Source organism: Streptomyces sp. NPDC126497, from assembly GCF_040302425.1.
GTDB lineage: Bacteria > Actinomycetota > Actinomycetes > Streptomycetales > Streptomycetaceae > Streptomyces.
In genome coordinates, this window is sequence record NZ_JBEORT010000003.1 from 114,868 (window position 1) to 131,910 (window position 17,043).

Sequence of the window (17,043 nt, forward strand, 5' to 3'; positions counted from 1 at the left end):
TAGCCACTTGGACGAGGAAGGGAGGGGAGATGCCGCAGATCGAAGAGGCCCAGCCGAAGTATCTCCAGATCGCCCACTACATCCGTGACCAGATCCTTCGGGGTGACCTGCGACCGGGGGACGAGGTTCCCTCGGAACGGCAGCTCGCTGCGGACTGGAAGGTGTCCCGGCCCACGGCCGCGCGGTCGTTGGAGGCGCTGAGTCATCAGGGCCTGGTCGAGAAGCGTCAGGGCTCGGGGACGTACGTGCGCAGCCTCGAAGTGAACCGGCGCGCACGCGAGTTGTACGGACGCGCACGGCAGACCGGGAAGATCTACACGCCCGGAGAGTACGCGGTGATTACCTCGACCGGGTGGCTGGAGGCTCCGGACTACGTCGTCGAGGCGCTGGGGTTGGTGAAGGATCGCCGAGCCGTGCACCGCCGGCGGGTGACGAACAACCAGGACGGCCCGATCAACCTGTCCACTTCGTGGTTCGCTGCGGATGTCGGCCAGCGGGCACCTAAGCTCTTGGACCCCGAGCGGATCCAGGAAGGCACGCTCATGTACGTCGAGCGGATGACGGGGCGTCAAGGCAGTTATGCGGAAGACCGGATGTGCGCTCGTGCTGCCACGGACGAGGAGGCGGACGACCTGCGGTTGGAGCCGGGTTCCGCGGTCCTCATCGTCCATCACGTCGTCTTTGACCTCCAGGACCGTCCCCTGGAGTTCGCCGAAGCCACCTACCCGCCGCACCGCTGGGCGTTCGAGCAGGGCTACCCGCTCACCTAACGACGACTCGCCAGTTCCGGCGAACCGCTTGCACCTCTCAAGTGGCCAATGCCACTATCCAGGAAGTGGCTAAGGCCACTTGAGGAGAAGGGGGCACGACGTGACGAGTCGGCGGCCGGTACAGGGCGCGCGGTTAGCTTGCCGGGGGTGTCGGGGGCGTGGATGGAAGCGCGTCGGCTCCCGAACGGCGCTGGCGCTCTCCACGGCCAACGACCGCGACCGTGCCACGTCGAAGCGGCGCTGCCTCGACTGCGACGGCAGCGGCAAGGAGTGAGCACGCATGGCCTACACGATCGACCGCCACCCCTGTGAGGACTCGCCGCGGCTCGGAGCGATGACCTTGCATCCGGAGCCTGAGTCCGTGTCTCGTGCGCGGCGCTGGTTCCGGAAGTTCATCGCCCCGTACAACCCGGCCTGTTCGATCGACGACTGCACGCTGATGATCTCGGAACTGGTGACCAACGCCATCTGCTATGGGAAGTCGGATGACCCGTGGTTGGTACGGGTCGAGTGGTACCGCGAGGGAACCTCGCTCCGCGTCGACGTGCACAACCCGGGCTTCCCGGCGAATGTGCGGCTGCGGCACCCGGAAGCGAACGACGCCCACGGGCGCGGGCTGCTCCTGGTCGACTCCATCGCGGATTCCTGGCGCTCCGGGCCCAGCTACCTCGGCGGAACGGTCGTCTCCTTCGTGGTCGCCGATGCTTGGCGGGATTGAAAAGTCCCCCACTCTAGGGCATCTACTGTTGCCCTAGAGTGGTTGACCAGTTGACTTGGCTAATCTCGACAGGCGGCGTTCATGGCGTATGAAGTGGAGCCACCGAAGTACGTGCGCCTGGCGCAGACGCTTCAGCAGCGCATCGAGGACGGCACGTACGCGCCCGGCACCCGCGTACCGAGTGAGAACCAGCTGGTGCAGGCCTTCGGGATGTCCCGCCCGACCGTCGTCCGGGCGCTGGAGCTGCTGAAGCGGGACGGCTGGCTCGAGTCCCGGCAGGGGTACGGCACGATCGTCCGCGGTCGACCGGAAGTCGTCGAACAGAAGGACCGGCGTGGGCGTGAGGCGCTGGAGCGCGATGAGACGCAGGGTGCGGGGCGGCTGATCGAAGTCGGACGTGTGCCTGTCCCGGCTCGGGTCGCCTCGGCGCTCGGCCTGCCGAAGAAGGCCGAAGTCCTCATGCGTCGCTTCCTGGTCGAGGAGGACGGTGAAGCTGTCGAGCTGGTCTCGTCGTACTTCCCCGCCGGCATGGTCGAGGGCACAGAGCTGGGGGCCGACGAGCCTCTGAGCGGGAGTGTCCGCGAACACCTCGAAACGCGGAAGAAGGTCCGCTTCGACCACGTGGTCGAGCGCGTGTCGGCCCGGCTGCCCGAAGCGGGTGAAGCCGAACTGCTGGATCTGCCGGACGGTACGCCCGTGCTGAGTGTCCTGGTCGTCGCCTGTGACGCCTCCGGCCGGTCCTTGCAAGTCGCTGACGTGCTCCTGCCCGCTGACCGGCAGGAACTCGAAGACACCTACCGCCTGAGCTGAGCCCCGTCCGGGAGTGAAACCCCGCGATAGCAGCTTGACAAGTCAACCTGGCATCCTTAGCTTCGAACTTGCTAAGTCAACTTGTCAGGTCGATAAGTTGATCAACTCTCAGAAGGAGCAATCCCTGTGCGTGTGATCCGCGTTGACGCCTCGGCCGCCACGATTCTGCTCACCGAAGCCCCGGCGCCGAAGGTGCGCGACCGGCAGACCGGTGAGATCGCCAAGGATGCGATGACCGGTGAGGCGCTGATGACCGTCGGCGTCGTCTACATCGACGAGGGCGAGTCGTCGCTGATTCAGGTCACCGTCCCGGAGAGCGGCGTGACCGAGGGCCTGACGGTCGGTGCTCCGGTCTCGCTCCCGGGACTGGTGGCACGGCCTTGGCAGAGCGTCTTCAACGGCCGGGAGCGGCACGGCATCGCCTACCGGGCGACCGCCGTCGCTCCGGGTGCCTTCTCGATGGCTCAGGCGGGCTGACCGCCGTGACGGATCTGGTGACGTGGGCCGAGCTGAGCGGTTCGCTCGCTGCGATAGGCGGCGCCGCCTACGCCCGGCACGCCCACCCGGCGGCGTACTGGTCCACGGTCGGGCTGCCGCTCTCGGTGGTCCGGCTATTGGCCTCGTACTCCTCGACCATGGACGCCTGCGGCCTGACCGTCGAGCCGTCCCGGTGGCGGGTGCTGGCCGTCCGGGCGACCACCCGCCGTGAGGTCCGGCCGGTGCCTCCTCGTCGGGGTGCCATCCGTCCCACTACGACCGGCCTGCGCATGCGGCTGCGGCTGGCTCCGGGGCAGGAGCCGGCTGACGTGGCGGCCTCCGCCGAACGCCTCCGGCACGCCTGGGGCGTCCACGCCGTCCACGTGCGGGACGTCAAGCCGGGCGTCGTCGAGCTGCGGCTCGTCGGCTTCGACGTGCTTCGGAAGGTGCGGATGCCCCGGCGGCTGGACGGCGGACCGCTTCGGGTCCCGGTGGCGTTACGGGAGGACGCGATCGCGTTCGTACGGGACTACCGGGCCGTACCGCATGAGCTGGTGCTCGGCGCGACGCTCTCGGGTAAGTCCATGTACCTGCGGAACCTGCTGACCGGGCTCGCCGTTCAGCCGGTGGCCCTGGTCGGGATCGACTGCAAGCGCGGGGTCGAGCTGGCGCCCTTCGCACCTCGGCTCTCCGCCCTGGCGACCGACCCGGACCAGGCGGCCGAGCTGCTTCCCGCACTCGTGAAGGAAATGGAGGACCGATACGACCTGATCAAGGCCCGGCAGGGCATCGCGCCCGGCACTCCGGAAGAACTGATCACCTCGGACGTCTGGGGACTTCCGGAGGACGAACGGCCGGCCCCGATTGTGCTGTTCATCGACGAGGTGGCCGAACTCTTCCTCGTCGCCACGCGGAAGGAGGAAGAGCGGCGGGACGAGATGGTCACCCAGCTCATCCGGCTCGCCCAGCTCGGTCGGGCCGCCGGCATCTACCTCGAAGTCTGCGGACAGCGCTTCGGCTCCGAGCTGGGCAAGGGTGCGACCATGCTCCGCGCCCAGCTCACCGGCCGCGTCTGCCACCGCGTGAACGACGAAGCCTCGGCAAAGATGGCGCTCGGCGACATCGCCCCTGAGGCCGTCGGCGCGGCCTGCGCCATCGCCGCCGAGCTGCCCGGCCTGGCCGTCGTCGGCGACACCTCCGGCGGCTGGTCCCGCATCCGCACCCCCTACCTCTCCCTCACCGACGCCGCGGCCACCTGCCGCGCGACGGCTGACCTCGCCCCCGACGTACCGGCGCTCCACCCCTTCCGGCCGTACGTCCCGCCGATGCCGGTGGAGGCGTCCGGGCCCATAGCCACGGCCCGCCCGGTCACCGAGTAAGCGCACCCACCCACGGCCGGCACGGCCGTCCCGTGCCACGTCCCTACCCCCTCCATGCCTGGAACCGGAAGGAGCTGCGCCGTGCGTGCCCTGCCCGTCCGCATCGACGCCGTACTCGTCCAAGCGCTGATTGCTGCCGCGCTGTCCTTCGCCCACCTGCACGACCTGGCGCTGGCCGCCGGGCAGGACGGTTGGAAGGCGTGGGCCTACCCGGTCTCCGTCGATCTGCTGTTGGTCGCGGCCTGGCGGCGGCTGCGCTCCGGCGAGGCGAAAACGGCCGGGTGGTGCTGGTTCCTCGTCGCCCTGACCGCATCGCTCGGCGCCAACGTCGCCACGGCCGGACTCCTCGATCTCGACGACGTGCCGGACTGGCTGCGCATCCTCGTCGCCGGATGGCCTGCGATCGCCTTCCTAGGCGGGACGCTGCTCGCCCACGGAGCAACCGCAGACGCCTCGACGGGGGGACGCGAGGCGGCCCCGGAACCCATCGCGCCCGAAGCGCCTGCGTCTGCACCTGAGTTGCCCGCTGCGGAGCCGGAACCGGCTCCGTCCTCCACGCCCCCGGTCCCGCCGGCGCTCGTCACGCTCGCGCGCAAGGTCGCCGACGAACACCGCGCCCGGACCGGAACGCCCATCGACACCTCGACCCTTCGCGCCCGGCTCGGCGTCCCGCTGCCGCTGGCCGAAGCCATCTCCACCCACCTGACCTGACCCGGAGGACTTTCCCCCGTGCGCCCGTCCACGCTCCGCGCGCTGAAGCGCGCCGCCGAGCTGACCCGACAGAACCGCCTCACCGAAGCCGTGCTCATCGCCGAGCCCGTGATCCTCGCCGCCGACAACTACGAGGGCGACGAGATCCTGCGCTGGCTGGCCGAGCACGTCACCGACTTCACCGGCCAAGACCTCAAGGAGACCCCCTGATGACCGCCAACCGCCGCTTCCGCCGCGTCGTCCGCATCGGCCCCGTGCAGGTCGCCACCTACTACGACGGCCGCGGCCGCGAGAAGCACACCGCAGCCTGCACGGCTCCGCGCTGCGGCTTCGCCACGGACTACGACAGCCGCGCCGCCGCCGAGCTGGCCGCCCGTACCCACCGCTGCGCCATCCGCTGAGGGAGCTCCCGTGACCGTCTCGCTGCCGCTCGTCTTCGTCCTGGGCGTCATCGCCTGGGCCGCGATCAAGTTCCTCGGCGTCCGGCTCTGGGTCGCCGTCGTGATCGCGCTCTTCGGCTTCTGGCTCTCCCACACCTTCCTCGCCCCCGCCATCGAATCCGGCACCCGCTCCGGGGTCGACGTCGTCAACGGCACCCACAAGTGACAAGGAGATCCGTCGTGTTCCGTCCCAAGCTGCCCGACGTCCCGACTCCGCCGACGACCACCGTCACGCCTCAGCAGACGCAGGCTCCGGTTGCCTCGGCCGGTCGTCCGGTCGCCCCGTACGTGGGCATCGGTGCCGGCGCGGTCGCCGCCGTGGTCGTCGTCGGGATCGTGCTCACCGCGCTCCTGGCGGCGGTCGCCGTCTCGGCCGTTTCCGTGGCCATCGCCGCCGTGGTCCTGCGCTCGCTCGCCAACGGCGCACACAAGCGCTGACCGGCCACCGGGGCGGCAACAAGCCGCCAAGCATCCCGCCGCCCCGGGGCCACCCCTTCCGAACCGTCACGACAGCCGAAAGGAACTCCCATCATCACCCGGCAGACTCCGCCTCCGCTGGCGGAACTCTCCATGCTGGCCTCCCTCGGCACCCTGCCCGAGCTGGGCCGCCAACTGTCCGGCCTGGGCGGCTGCACCCGCCCGGTACGCCTCGACGGCCACCGCACCGAATACGCGGTGGACCGGACGACCGGCGAGATCGGCCGCATCCTGCACCATTTGGACTCCTCCGCCCTCCCGGCCGGCCAGCTCCTCGTCCGCTGCAACAACCGCCGCGCCACCCGGTGCGCGGCCTGCGCCGAGACCTACCGCCGCGACACCTACCACCTGATCACCGCGGGACTCCGCGGCGGCAAGGGCACCCCTGAACGGGTCGCCACCCACCCGCGCGTCTTCGCCACCTTCACCGCCCCCGGCTTCGGCCCGGTCCACAACCGCCCCTCCGGTGATCGCCCCTGCCGCTGTGGCATCCGCCACGACGACCAGGACCCGGTCCTGGGCACGCCCCTCGACCCGGACACGTACGACTACGAAGCGGCCGTGCTGTGGAACGCGCACGCCGGGGCCCTCTGGCAACGCTTCTCGATCTACCTCCGCCGGGAGGTCGCCAAGCGAGCCGGACTCACCCAGCGGGCCTTCCGCGACCATGCCCGGGTTTCCTTCGCCAAGGTGGCCGAGTACCAGAAGCGGGGCGCCGTCCACTTCCACGCGGTCATCCGCATCGACGGCCCGGAGGGCGGTGAGACCGCGCCCCCGGCCTGGGCGACGGCCGAGCTACTGATCGACGCCATCCGCGCTGCCGCCACTGCCGCTCGCGTCGACGGCCCGGAGGTTGACGGCCGGCCGCACACCTTCGTCTTCGGCCGACAGCTCGACGTCCGTACGATCCGGTCTACCGACTGCAATGACGACCAGGACCTGACCGAGCGGGCCGTAGCGGCGTACGTCGCCAAGTACGCCACCAAAGGCGCCGAGACGGCGACCGGCACCCTCGACCGGCCGATCCGCTTCCTCGCCGAGCTGGCCCAGGCCCGGATTACCGACCACGCCCGGCGCATGATCCGCACCGCCTGGAACCTGGGCGCACGCCCCGAGCTGGCAGACCTCCGTCTGCGGGCCTGGGCCCACATGCTCGGCTTTCGCGGCCACTTCTCCACCAAGTCCCGCCGCTACTCCACCACCCTCGGCGCTCTCCGCGACGCCCGCGCCGAATGGCGCCGCGCCCATGCCGCTCTGGCCGTCGACACCGGCCACGACACGACTCTCGTCCTCGCGCACTGGGTCTTCGCCGGAACCGGCCTCTCCGGCGCTGAAAGCTGGCTCGCCGCCACCCTCGAACCCGCTCCCGGAACGGAAGGAGAACCGACATGGACCGCCGACGAGACGAACTCATGACCGTTCCGCAGATCCTTGCCGAGCTGGGTGGGGTGTCCCGGCGCACCTTCTACCGCTGGCGCGAGCTAGGCCAGGGGCCCGCTGCCTTCAAGCTGCCCAACGGAGAGCTTCGGGTATGGCGGAGTGACTTCACCACGTGGCTGCGGCAGTTGGAGGCGGCGGCATGAAGTCTCTCGACGTGAAAGTCTGGAGCGTCCGTAAGCGGGACACCAAGACGCCCTCGTACGGGGTCCGCTGGTCTGTTGCGGGCAACGTCTTCTCGGAGTCCTTCCGGACCAAGGCGCTTGCCGACCACTACCGCACGAAGCTCATGCGCGCGATGCGCGACGGCGAGGAGTTCGACACGGAATCGGGCCTTCCGGCCTCGATGGAAGAGAAGAAGTCGGCCGTGTCGTGGTACGCCTTCGCTCTCAGGTACCTCGCCATGAAGTGGCCCCATGCCGCCCCCAACACACGGGACGGCATCAACGAAGCCCTCACCAGCGTGACGCTGGAACTCCTCGATGAGCGCGCCGGACGGCCGTCCGACGAGGTGATCCGCAGAGCACTGCGCAACTGGGCCTTCGTGCTGCCGGGGCCCGATGACCGGGAAGTCCCGGACGACGTGCGGAACGTTCTCCACTGGGTGTCCAAAGCGTCTCGGCCGCTCGCCGATCTCGCAGAACCGGCCACGGCTCGCGCGGTCCTCGACTCGCTGAAGCTCAGGCTCGACGGCACGGCGGCAGCGGCGGAGACCGTGCGGCGTAAGCGTCGGACGCTCGTCAATGCCGCGAATTACGCCGTCGACCTGGGGGAGCTGCGTGAGAACCCCATCACGGCTGTCCGCTGGCAGAAGCCGAAGGTGTCCAACCAGGTCGATCCGCGGGTCGTCGCCAACCCGGAGCAAGCGCGGAATCTCCTGGCGGCGGTTTCCTACGTAGGCGGGTACCGGCGTGCCCGTGGTCGTCGCCTCGTGGGTCTGTTCGCCGCCATGTACTTCGGCGGTCTCCGGCCGGCGGAAGCGGTCGGCCTCGTCGAGACGGACCTGAACCTTCCCGCGCAAGGCTGGGGCTCGGCGCTGCTCCATCGGACCCGTCCGTCCGTCGGCAAGCAGTGGACTGACTCGGGGGAGACCCATGACGACCGCGGGCTGAAGAACCGGCCGACCGAGGACATCAGGCGGGTGCCCATCCCGCCCCATCTCGTCGCCGTGCTCCGCGAGCACCTGGCCACCTTCGGCACGGCCGACGACGGGCGGCTCTTCTTCAGCGAGAAGGGTTCGGTCGTCCCGTCCTCGACCTACTACCGCGTATGGCAGGAGGCCCGGCTCCTCGCGCTTCCGCCCGCCGTCGCAGCCTCACCGCTCGCGAGTCGACCGTACGACCTTCGGCACTCGGCGCTGTCGACGTGGCTCAACGCAGGTGTTGACCCAACCGAGGTGGCCGAGCGCGCCGGCAACAGCGTCGAGGTCCTGCTGACCCGCTACGCGAAGTGCCTCGACGGACGGCAGGACGTCGCCAACCGCCGCATCGAGGATCTGCTTCGCGAGTACGAGTGAGACAACCCGCACCCACACTGAGGCTCCAGGCATGCCGCCTGGGGCCTCAGTCGTTTCATGCCTTACCGGGGACGGTGCTTCATCCGGAAAGAGCGAGCTCGGCCGCGCTGCTTGCCCCGTGGTCTTGTGGCACCCTCTCGCTTGCTGCTGGCATGTCGGCAACATCAATGCGAGAGCACAGGGGGCCTTGTGGAGCTGCGCGTCACGCGCTGGAAGCGGTACGGGCGTGATCGCCTGTATGCCAACCTGCAGGACGGCACTGCGGCCGGTTGGGCAGATGTCATGACGGGGGACATCACGGTTTTGCGGGCGGAGTATCACGACAACGTGATCGCCGTGCTCACACAGCACTTACAGAAGCTCACGGAGCCGACTTCGCCAGACAGGGCGCCCGGGGTTGCAGAGCGTCCGACGCTGCCGCCTCTGACGCCGGCGGACGATCTGGCCGTGAACCCTCCCGGGGCCTCCTTGCGTGATCTGCTCCATGAATCCGGACCGGGACTGTTGGAGCGAATGATCGCGTGGGTTCTTCGACGACCCACTGAGTGGGATTCCTGGCGGAAGGGGTTGGAGGGGGAGCGGCGAGTGGGAGCCGAGCTGAACCGCTTGGGGCGCCACGGTTGGCGTGTGCTGCACTCCATCCCCTTGGCCAACAAAGTGGATATCGATCACTTACTGATCGGGCCTGGTGGGGTGTTCAGCATCAATACGAAGCACCACCACAAGAGGGCCGTGTGGGTCGGGGACGATTCCGTGAAAGTCGATCACGGGAAACCGGCGCCCTACGCGCGCAAGAGCCGGGCGGAGGCCAACCGGGTCGTCCGGGTGCTTGAGCGTTACTGCGACTTCCCGGTACCGGTGGAGCCGGTGCTCGTCTTCGTCGGTGTCTCCGAGCTGAAGGTGGTTGCCACACAGCTCAGTGTCCGGGTCTACGAGGAGCGCCAGGTAGCGGCACTCGCTCCACTCTCAGGCGTGCTCACGGCTGACCAGGTGGAGCAGGTGTACAGCGTCGCTCGTCATCGTCAGGCTTGGGCCCGGGCCTGAGCCGGCGGCCCCGCGGCGTGACGATCCCTACGGGGTGGAGCGACCGACGTTGGTGCGGTCTCGCCTTTTCCCGGACCCCACCTGCGGTGATGCTCCAAGATCCCGTCCACGCCTCGTCCACGGACCCCGACATACGGCCGCTTCGGCCCGCATATGCCTGCACATACGCGAAGACCCCGGCCTCAGCGTTTCCGCTGGTGACGGGGTCTTGGGCACACTTTCACAATGTGCCCCCGGCAGGATTCGAACCTGCGCACACGGCTCCGGAGGCCGTTGCTCTATCCCCTGAGCTACGGGGGCGTGTCGGTCGCGGTGATCGCGGCGACGGGTAGAACACTACCAGCTCCCCGGGGGTGGTCATGAACCCGTTTCCGCAGGGAGGCCCGTCCGTGCGGGGCGGAATGGGGGAAACGCCGGACGCGGTGGCCGGGGGCGACCTACTCTCGAGTGGTGCCAGGCGCGTCGGGCCGGGTCCTTGTCGTGGACGACAACAAGGTCATCCGGCAGTTGATCAGGGTCAATCTCGAGCTGGAGGGCATCGAGGTCGTGACCGCGGCCGATGGTGCCGAGTGTCTGGAAGTCGTCCACGAGGTGCGGCCCGACCTCGTCACCCTCGACGTCGTCATGCCGCGGCTCGACGGGTTCCGGACGGCTGCCCGGCTGCGTGCCGATGCCCGGACCGGTCACCTTCCGCTCGTCATGGTGAGCGCCTGCACCCGGTACGAGATCGAGAGCGGGCTCGACGTGGGGGTGGACGCCTTCCTCGCCAAGCCCTTCGATCCGGGGGAGCTCGTCCGGACCGTCCAGCGGTTGATCGTGGGGCCCCTGGAGCGGGTGCGCGGGCCGGGGGACGCCGAGCCGGCGGCCGGGCACGCGGGAGGATGAGACCGGAGGAGACCGGCGGCCGTCCACATCTCGGGACCGTGGCCCAACTCATTCGTCTACCCACCCCCCTCCTCCCCTACGCTTGTCCCGTGACCCCCGTCGAGCTCTCCCGCACCGTGCTGCACGCGGTGCGCCGTGCCGTCGACGAGGGGGAGCTGAGGGTGGCGGTCCTGCCCGAGCGGGTCCGTGTGACGCCTCCGGGGCCCGGGGGGTGCGGGGACTACGCGACCAATGTCGCCCTCCAGCTCGCGCGGCCGACGGGGCAGCCCGCCCGGCGCGTCGCCGAGATCCTCCGGCCCCGTCTGCTGCGGGCCCCCGGCGTCAGCGACGTCGTCGTCACCGGGCCCGGGTTCCTCAACATCAGTCTCGCCGACGCGGAAGGGGCCGTCGGGCTCGTCCGCGAGATCCTGCGGTGCGGTTCCCGGTACGGGCACGGTGACGCGCTGAGCGGCCGTACCGTCCGGCTCCGCGCCGCCCGTGAGGTGCGGGCCGTCGTCCAGGCCGAGGCCCTCGCCCGGATCCTCCGTTCCCAGGGCGCCGTCGTGCACCTCGACGACGAGCAGCTCGACGACGAGCACGGCACCGTCGTCCGGCCCGTTCCCGCGCCCGCCGATCCTTTCGTCCTCGGCCCCGACGCCGCCCGCTGGGCCCTGCTGCACCCGGCCCCGCACGACCGGCCGCGGATCGACGGTGAGCACCTGGTGCAGCGGGAGAGCAACCCGCTGTTCCGCGTGCGGTACGCCCACGCCCGTGCCCGGGCGCTCCTGCGCAACGCCGGTGACCTCGGGTTCGGGCCCGAGCCCGGTCCCGTGGCGGAGGCCCCGTCGTTGTTCCAGGCCCTCGCCGACCACCCCCGGATCCTCGCGGCCGCCGCCACCCACCGCGCGCCCGACCGGCTCGCCCGGCACCTCGTCACCGTCGCCGATGCCGCGCTGCCCCTGTTCCCCGCCGTGCTGCCGCTCGGCGAGGAGAAACCCTCGGCCGCCCACCGTGCCCGGCTCGCGCTCGCCGACGCCGCCGGGACGGTGCTGGCCGGCGGCCTGTCCCTGCTCGGCATCGACGCACCCGACCACCTCTGAGAGAGTCCAGAGAGACCACCATGAGCCGTTCCGCACACCCCGCCGGGCCCCGTCACGCCGACGTCCTCCCCGAGGGGCACTACTCCGCGCCGCCCGCCGACCTCAACGCCCTCGACCCCAAGGTGTGGGCCGAGACCGTCACCCGTGACGAGGACGGTGCGCTCACCGTCGGCGGGATCGGCGTCAAGCGGCTCGCCGAGGAGTTCGGCACCCCCGCCTACTTCCTCGACGAGCAGGACTTCCGGGCCCGGGCGCGGGCCTGGCGCACCGCCTTCGGCGGCGACGCCGACGTCTTCTACGCCGGCAAGGCGTTCCTCTCCCGCGCCGTCGTGCGGTGGCTGGACGAGGAGGGGCTGAACCTCGACGTGTGTTCCGGTGGCGAGCTGGCCACCGCGCTGTCCGCCGGGATGCCCGCCGAGCGGATCGCCTTCCACGGCAACAACAAGTCCACCGGCGAGATCCGGCGGGCCGTCGAGGCCGGGGTCGGGCGGATCGTGCTCGACTCGTTCCAGGAGATCGTCCGCGTCGCGCACATCGCCCAGGAGCTCGGCAGGCGGCAGCGGGTGCAGATCCGCGTCACCGTGGGCGTCGAGGCGCACACGCACGAGTTCATCGCCACCGCCCACGAGGACCAGAAGTTCGGCATCCCGCTGGCCGGGGGACAGGCCGCGGAGGCCGTGCGGCGGGCCCTGCAGCTCGACGGGCTGGAGCTCATCGGGATCCACTCGCACATCGGGTCGCAGATCTTCGACATGTCCGGGTTCGAGGTGGCCGCGCACCGGGTGGTGGGCCTGCTCAAGGACATCCGCGACGAGCACGGGATCGAACTGCCCGAGATCGACCTCGGGGGCGGCCTCGGGATCGCGTACACCAGCGACGACGACCCGCGCGAGCCGCACGAGATCGCCAAGGCGCTGACCGAGATCGTCACCCGGGAGTGCGAGGCCGCACGGCTGGCGACCCCCCGGATCTCCGTGGAGCCGGGGCGCGCCGTCGTCGGGCCCACCGCCTTCACGCTCTACGAGGTCGGCACCGTCAAGCAGCTGGAGGGGCTGCGGACGTACGTCTCCGTGGACGGCGGGATGTCGGACAACATCCGGACCGCGCTGTACGACGCCGAGTACAGCGTCGTCCTGGCCTCCCGGGTCTCCGACGCCGAGCCGATGCTGTGCCGGGTCGTCGGCAAGCACTGCGAGAGCGGGGACATCGTGGTGAAGGACGCCTTCCTGCCGGGGGACCTGGCGCCGGGCGACCTGATCGCCGTGCCGGCGACCGGGGCGTACTGCCGGTCCATGGCCAGCAACTACAACCACGTCCTGCGTCCGCCCGTCGTCGCCGTCAGGGACGGCGAGGCGCGGGTGATCGTGCGGCGGGAGACGGAGGAGGACCTCCTCCGTCTCGATGTCGGATGAGTGCGGACGAACGCGGACGAACGCGGATGGGCGCGGATGAGCGGCGACGAGGAACGTGATCGGACGGCGGAAGATCTTCTGTCTTTCCGGTCGTGAAAATGAAATAGATGTCTCACGATCCGGACCGGGGAAAGAAACCCCCGTCCGGTGAGTGAGACTGGTGCAACCGAGACGGTAATCAGGAATCGAGGTCGGATGATGCGTACGCGTCCGCTGAAGGTGGCGCTGCTGGGCTGTGGAGTGGTCGGCTCAGAGGTGGCGCGCATCATGACGACGCACGCCGACGACCTCGCCGCCCGCATCGGGGCCCCGGTGGAGCTCGCCGGGGTCGCCGTGCGGCGGCCGGACAAGGTGCGCGAGGGCATCGACCCGGCCCTGGTCACCACGGACGCCACCGCGCTCGTCAAACGGGGCGACCTCGACATCGTCGTGGAGGTCATCGGCGGGATCGAGCCCGCCCGTACGCTCATCACCACCGCCTTCGAGCACGGCGCCTCCGTCGTCTCCGCGAACAAGGCGCTGCTCGCCCAGGACGGTGCCGCGCTGCACGCCGCCGCGGAGCAGCACGGCAGGGACCTCTACTACGAGGCCGCCGTCGCCGGCGCCATCCCGCTGATCCGGCCGCTGCGCGAGTCGCTCGCCGGGGACAAGGTCAACCGGGTGCTCGGCATCGTCAACGGGACGACCAACTTCATCCTCGACAAGATGGACTCCACGGGCGCCGGCTACCAGGAGGCCCTCGACGAGGCCACCGCGCTCGGGTACGCCGAGGCCGACCCCACCGCCGACGTCGAGGGCTTCGACGCCGCCGCCAAGGCCGCCATCCTCGCCGGGATCGCCTTCCACACGCGGGTGCGCCTCGACGACGTCCACCGTGAGGGCATGACCGAGGTCACCGCCGCCGACTTCGCCTCCGCGAAGGAGATGGGCTGCACCATCAAGCTGCTCGCCATCTGCGAGCGGGCCGGCGACGGCGCGTCGGTCACCGCGCGGGTGCATCCGGCGATGATCCCGCTCAGCCACCCGCTCGCCTCCGTGCGCGGCGCCTACAACGCCGTGTTCGTCGAGTCGGACGCCTCCGGGCAGCTGATGTTCTACGGGCCGGGTGCGGGCGGCGCGCCGACCGCCTCCGCCGTGCTCGGCGACCTCGTCGCCGTGGGGCGCAACCGGCTCGGCGGGACCACCGGGCCCGGCGAGTCCGCGTACGCGGCGCTGCCCGTCTCGTCGATGGGCGAGGTCGTCACGCGCTACCACATCAGCCTCGACGTGGCCGACAAACCGGGTGTCCTCGCCCAGGTCGCCACCGTGTTCGCGGAACACGGTGTCTCGATCGACACGGTCCGCCAGCAGGGGAAGGACGGCGAGGCGTCGCTCGTCGTCGTCACGCACCGTGCGTCCGACGCGGCCCTCGACGGGACCGTCGAGGCGTTGCGCAAGCTCGACACCGTGCGCGGTGTCGCCAGCATCATGCGGGTTGAAGGAGAGTAACCAGCAATGACCCACCAGTGGCGCGGCATCATCGAGGAGTACCGGGACCGTCTGCCGGTATCCGACACCACGCCGGTCGTGACGCTCCGTGAGGGCGGCACGCCGCTCGTGCCCGCGCGGGTGCTCTCCGAGCGCACGGGCTGCGAGGTGCACCTCAAGGTCGAGGGCGCGAACCCGACCGGGTCCTTCAAGGACCGCGGCATGACCATGGCCATCTCCAAGGCCAAGGAGGAGGGGGCCAAGGCCGTCATCTGCGCCTCCACCGGCAACACCTCCGCGAGCGCCGCCGCGTACGGCGTGCGCGCGGGCATGGTCTCCGCCGTCCTCGTGCCGCAGGGCAAGATCGCGCTCGGCAAGATGGGGCAGGCGCTGGTCCACGGCGCGAAGATCCTCCAGGTCGACGGCAACTTCGACGACTGCCTCACGCTGGCCCGCGCGCTGAGCGACAACTACCCGGTGGCGCTGGTCAATTCGGTCAACCCGGTGCGTATCGAGGGGCAGAAGACCGCCGCCTTCGAGATCGTGGACATGCTGGGCGACGCGCCCGACATCCACGTCCTGCCGGTGGGCAACGCGGGCAACATCACCGCGTACTGGAAGGGGTACAAGGAGTACGCCGCCGACAAGATCAGCACGCGGACGCCGCGCATGTGGGGCTTCCAGGCCTCCGGCAGCGCGCCGATCGTGCGCGGCGAGGTCGTCAAGGACCCGTCGACCATCGCCACCGCCATCCGCATCGGCAACCCCGCCTCGTGGAACTTCGCGCTCGCCGCGCGGGACGAGTCGGGCGGCGCCATCGACGAGGTGACGGACCGTGAGATCCTGCGCGCCTACCGGCTGTTGGCCTCCCAGGAGGGCGTCTTCGTCGAGCCCGCGTCCGCCGCGTCGGTGGCCGGTCTGCTGAAGGCCGCCGAGCAGGGCAAGGTCGACCCGGGGCAGAAGATCGTGTGCACCGTCACCGGCAACGGTCTGAAGGACCCGGACTGGGCCGTCGCCGGCGCCCCGCAGCCGGTCACCGTCCCCGTGGACGCGGCGACCGCCGCCGAGCGCCTCGGCCTCGTCTAGCCCGGGGGAAGCCCCGGAGGAAGCCCCCCGGGGGAAGTCCCTGGGGACGGCATCGGCACGGCCCGTACAAGGGGCGTAAGAGCGCGCCCACCTGGGAAGGTTCTCTCCGGGGGGTGCACAGGGGGCTTGCGACACGCATCGTGCGCCTCCTGTGCGCCCTATGTCGTCACTGAACCTTCCTTCGATAGGCTGTACCGAACCCGCCCGCCGCATATGCCGCGGCACAGCGGTGTCTCCGTGGTCCGGAAAGCGGCCCGGAGCGACCGGAAAGCGGCCGGCCACCCCGGTCGGCGGCGATCCCAGGGGGTTTCGTACGCCCTCGTATGTCCACCGAATGTCCGTCGAACGTCATTCGACAGTCACGCAGCTCAAGGAGAGTCTTCGAGCGATGGCCGGTCCCGCGTTCCGCGCCGCCGCCGTCCGGGTGCGCGTCCCCGCCACCAGCGCCAACCTCGGCCCGGGCTTCGACGCCCTCGGCCTCGCGCTGGGTCTCTACGACGACGTGGTCGTCCGGGTGGCCGACTCCGGGCTGCACATCGACATCGCCGGTGAGGGCGGCGAGACCCTCCCGCGCGACGAGAGCCACCTGCTCGTACGCTCCCTGCGCACCGCCTTCGACCTGCTCGGCGGACAGCCGCGCGGCCTGGAGATCGTCTGCGCCAACCGCATCCCGCACGGCCGCGGTCTGGGCTCCTCCTCCGCCGCCATCTGCGCCGGGATCGTCGCCGCCCGCGCCGTGACCATAGGCGCCGAGGCCAGGCTCGACGACACCGCGCTCCTCGAACTCGCCACCGAGATCGAGGGCCACCCCGACAACGTCGCGGCCTGCCTGCTGGGCGGGTTCACCCTGTCCTGGATGGAGGGCGGCGCGGCCCGGGCGATCAGGATGGAGCCCGCCGATTCCATCGTTCCGGTGGTTTTCGTGCCCGGCAAGCCGGTCCTCACCGAGACCGCGCGCGGGCTGCTCCCGCGCACCGTGCCGCACGTCGACGCCGCCGCCAACGCGGGCCGTGCCGCCCTGCTCGTCGAGGCCCTGACCAGGCGCCCCGAGCTGCTGCTGCCCGCCACCGAGGACCGGCTGCACCAGGAGTACCGCGCCCCGGCCATGCCGGAGAGCGCCGCCCTGGTGGAGCGGCTGCGCGGGGACGGCATCCCCGCGGTGATCTCCGGCGCCGGACCCACGGTGATGGCGCTGGCGGACGCGGACACGGCCGACAAGGTCGAAGCGCTGGCCGGCACCGACTGGGCCGCCAACCGGCTCGGCCTCGACGCGCAGGGCGCGAGCGTGCTTCCGCTCGCCACCTGACACACGGTTGCCGGATTTGGAGAGGGGGA

At 70.5% G+C, this 17,043-nt stretch carries 20 protein-coding genes and 1 tRNA gene; 20 read left to right on the forward strand and 1 reads right to left on the reverse strand.

The features are described from left to right. Positions 1-29 precede the first annotated feature (29 nt). The 14 genes from ABTY20_RS02940 (at position 30) to ABTY20_RS03005 (ending at position 9,779) form a co-directional block, all read left to right on the forward strand. Positions 30-770 (forward strand): GntR family transcriptional regulator, encoded by a 741-nt coding sequence (locus ABTY20_RS02940; RefSeq protein ID WP_019527047.1) that lies wholly within the window; start codon positions 30-32, stop codon positions 768-770. 280 nt (positions 771-1,050) lie between these two features. Further along, positions 1,051-1,488, forward strand: a complete 438-nt coding sequence (locus ABTY20_RS02945) for an ATP-binding protein (protein ID WP_351995244.1) — start codon at positions 1,051-1,053, stop codon at positions 1,486-1,488. Between the two features lie 81 nt (positions 1,489-1,569). Next, the gene (locus tag ABTY20_RS02950) at positions 1,570-2,298 is read left to right on the forward strand and encodes a GntR family transcriptional regulator (protein ID WP_351995245.1); all 729 of its coding nucleotides are present in this window, start codon (positions 1,570-1,572) and stop codon (positions 2,296-2,298) included. A 126-nt stretch (positions 2,299-2,424) separates the two neighbouring features. Further along, positions 2,425-2,775: an SCO3933 family regulatory protein gene (locus tag ABTY20_RS02955; RefSeq protein ID WP_024884492.1), complete on the forward strand. Its 351-nt coding sequence runs from the start codon at positions 2,425-2,427 to the stop codon at positions 2,773-2,775. Positions 2,776-2,780: 5 nt separating this feature from the next. Next, on the forward strand, positions 2,781-4,154 hold the full coding sequence (locus tag ABTY20_RS02960) for an FtsK/SpoIIIE domain-containing protein (protein WP_351995246.1): 1,374 nt from the start codon (positions 2,781-2,783) through the stop codon (positions 4,152-4,154). An 81-nt stretch (positions 4,155-4,235) separates the two neighbouring features. Further along, complete coding sequence (locus ABTY20_RS02965) at positions 4,236-4,865, forward strand: DUF2637 domain-containing protein (RefSeq protein WP_351995247.1); 630 nt, start codon at positions 4,236-4,238, stop codon at positions 4,863-4,865. A gap of 18 nt (positions 4,866-4,883) precedes the next feature. Continuing rightward, on the forward strand, positions 4,884-5,075 hold the full coding sequence (locus tag ABTY20_RS02970; RefSeq protein ID WP_351995248.1) for an RING finger protein: 192 nt from the start codon (positions 4,884-4,886) through the stop codon (positions 5,073-5,075). Further along, a complete protein-coding gene (locus ABTY20_RS02975) occupies positions 5,075-5,266 on the forward strand; it encodes a mobile element transfer protein (RefSeq protein WP_019527054.1) in 192 nt (63 codons plus the stop codon). Before ABTY20_RS02970 ends, ABTY20_RS02975 begins: the two co-directional genes overlap by 1 nt. 10 nt (positions 5,267-5,276) lie before the next feature. Next, positions 5,277-5,471 carry a hypothetical protein gene (locus ABTY20_RS02980; RefSeq protein WP_053708303.1) on the forward strand — a complete coding sequence of 65 codons (195 nt, stop codon included), beginning with the start codon at positions 5,277-5,279 and terminating at the stop codon, positions 5,469-5,471. Positions 5,472-5,485: 14 nt separating this feature from the next. Beyond that, on the forward strand, positions 5,486-5,743 hold the full coding sequence (locus tag ABTY20_RS02985; RefSeq protein ID WP_351995249.1) for a SpdD protein: 258 nt from the start codon (positions 5,486-5,488) through the stop codon (positions 5,741-5,743). A 132-nt stretch (positions 5,744-5,875) separates the two neighbouring features. Next, on the forward strand, positions 5,876-7,198 hold the full coding sequence (locus ABTY20_RS02990; protein ID WP_351995250.1) for a replication initiator: 1,323 nt from the start codon (positions 5,876-5,878) through the stop codon (positions 7,196-7,198). Further along, the gene (locus ABTY20_RS02995) at positions 7,171-7,365 is read left to right on the forward strand and encodes a helix-turn-helix transcriptional regulator (protein WP_031039432.1); all 195 of its coding nucleotides are present in this window, start codon (positions 7,171-7,173) and stop codon (positions 7,363-7,365) included. The genes ABTY20_RS02990 and ABTY20_RS02995 overlap by 28 nt, the downstream gene beginning before the upstream one ends. Next, the gene (locus ABTY20_RS03000; RefSeq protein ID WP_351995251.1) at positions 7,362-8,735 is read left to right on the forward strand and encodes a tyrosine-type recombinase/integrase; all 1,374 of its coding nucleotides are present in this window, start codon (positions 7,362-7,364) and stop codon (positions 8,733-8,735) included. The genes ABTY20_RS02995 and ABTY20_RS03000 overlap by 4 nt, the downstream gene beginning before the upstream one ends. 189 nt (positions 8,736-8,924) lie before the next feature. Further along, entirely contained in the window at positions 8,925-9,779 is an 855-nt protein-coding gene (locus ABTY20_RS03005) for a nuclease-related domain-containing protein (RefSeq protein ID WP_351995252.1), read from the forward strand. Between the two features lie 228 nt (positions 9,780-10,007). Here ABTY20_RS03005 and ABTY20_RS03010 read toward each other — a convergent pair. Continuing rightward, a tRNA-Arg gene (locus ABTY20_RS03010) sits at positions 10,008-10,079 on the reverse strand. 147 nt (positions 10,080-10,226) lie between these two features. On the opposite strand from ABTY20_RS03010, the gene ABTY20_RS03015 reads away from it, so the two are divergent. The 6 genes from ABTY20_RS03015 (at position 10,227) to thrB (ending at position 17,014) form a co-directional block, all read left to right on the forward strand. Further along, on the forward strand, positions 10,227-10,664 hold the full coding sequence (locus ABTY20_RS03015) for a response regulator (RefSeq protein WP_351995253.1): 438 nt from the start codon (positions 10,227-10,229) through the stop codon (positions 10,662-10,664). A gap of 89 nt (positions 10,665-10,753) precedes the next feature. Further along, positions 10,754-11,743 carry an ArgS-related anticodon-binding protein NrtL gene (gene nrtL, locus ABTY20_RS03020; protein WP_351995254.1) on the forward strand — a complete coding sequence of 330 codons (990 nt, stop codon included), beginning with the start codon at positions 10,754-10,756 and terminating at the stop codon, positions 11,741-11,743. Between the two features lie 20 nt (positions 11,744-11,763). After that, a complete protein-coding gene (gene lysA / locus ABTY20_RS03025; protein WP_351995255.1) occupies positions 11,764-13,155 on the forward strand; it encodes a diaminopimelate decarboxylase in 1,392 nt (463 codons plus the stop codon). A gap of 195 nt (positions 13,156-13,350) precedes the next feature. Then, on the forward strand, positions 13,351-14,643 hold the full coding sequence (locus tag ABTY20_RS03030) for a homoserine dehydrogenase (RefSeq protein WP_351995256.1): 1,293 nt from the start codon (positions 13,351-13,353) through the stop codon (positions 14,641-14,643). Between the two features lie 6 nt (positions 14,644-14,649). Then, positions 14,650-15,708 carry a threonine synthase gene (gene thrC / locus ABTY20_RS03035; RefSeq protein ID WP_351995257.1) on the forward strand — a complete coding sequence of 353 codons (1,059 nt, stop codon included), beginning with the start codon at positions 14,650-14,652 and terminating at the stop codon, positions 15,706-15,708. A 388-nt stretch (positions 15,709-16,096) separates the two neighbouring features. Beyond that, positions 16,097-17,014: a homoserine kinase gene (gene thrB / locus ABTY20_RS03040; protein ID WP_351995258.1), complete on the forward strand. Its 918-nt coding sequence runs from the start codon at positions 16,097-16,099 to the stop codon at positions 17,012-17,014. Positions 17,015-17,043 lie beyond the last annotated feature (29 nt).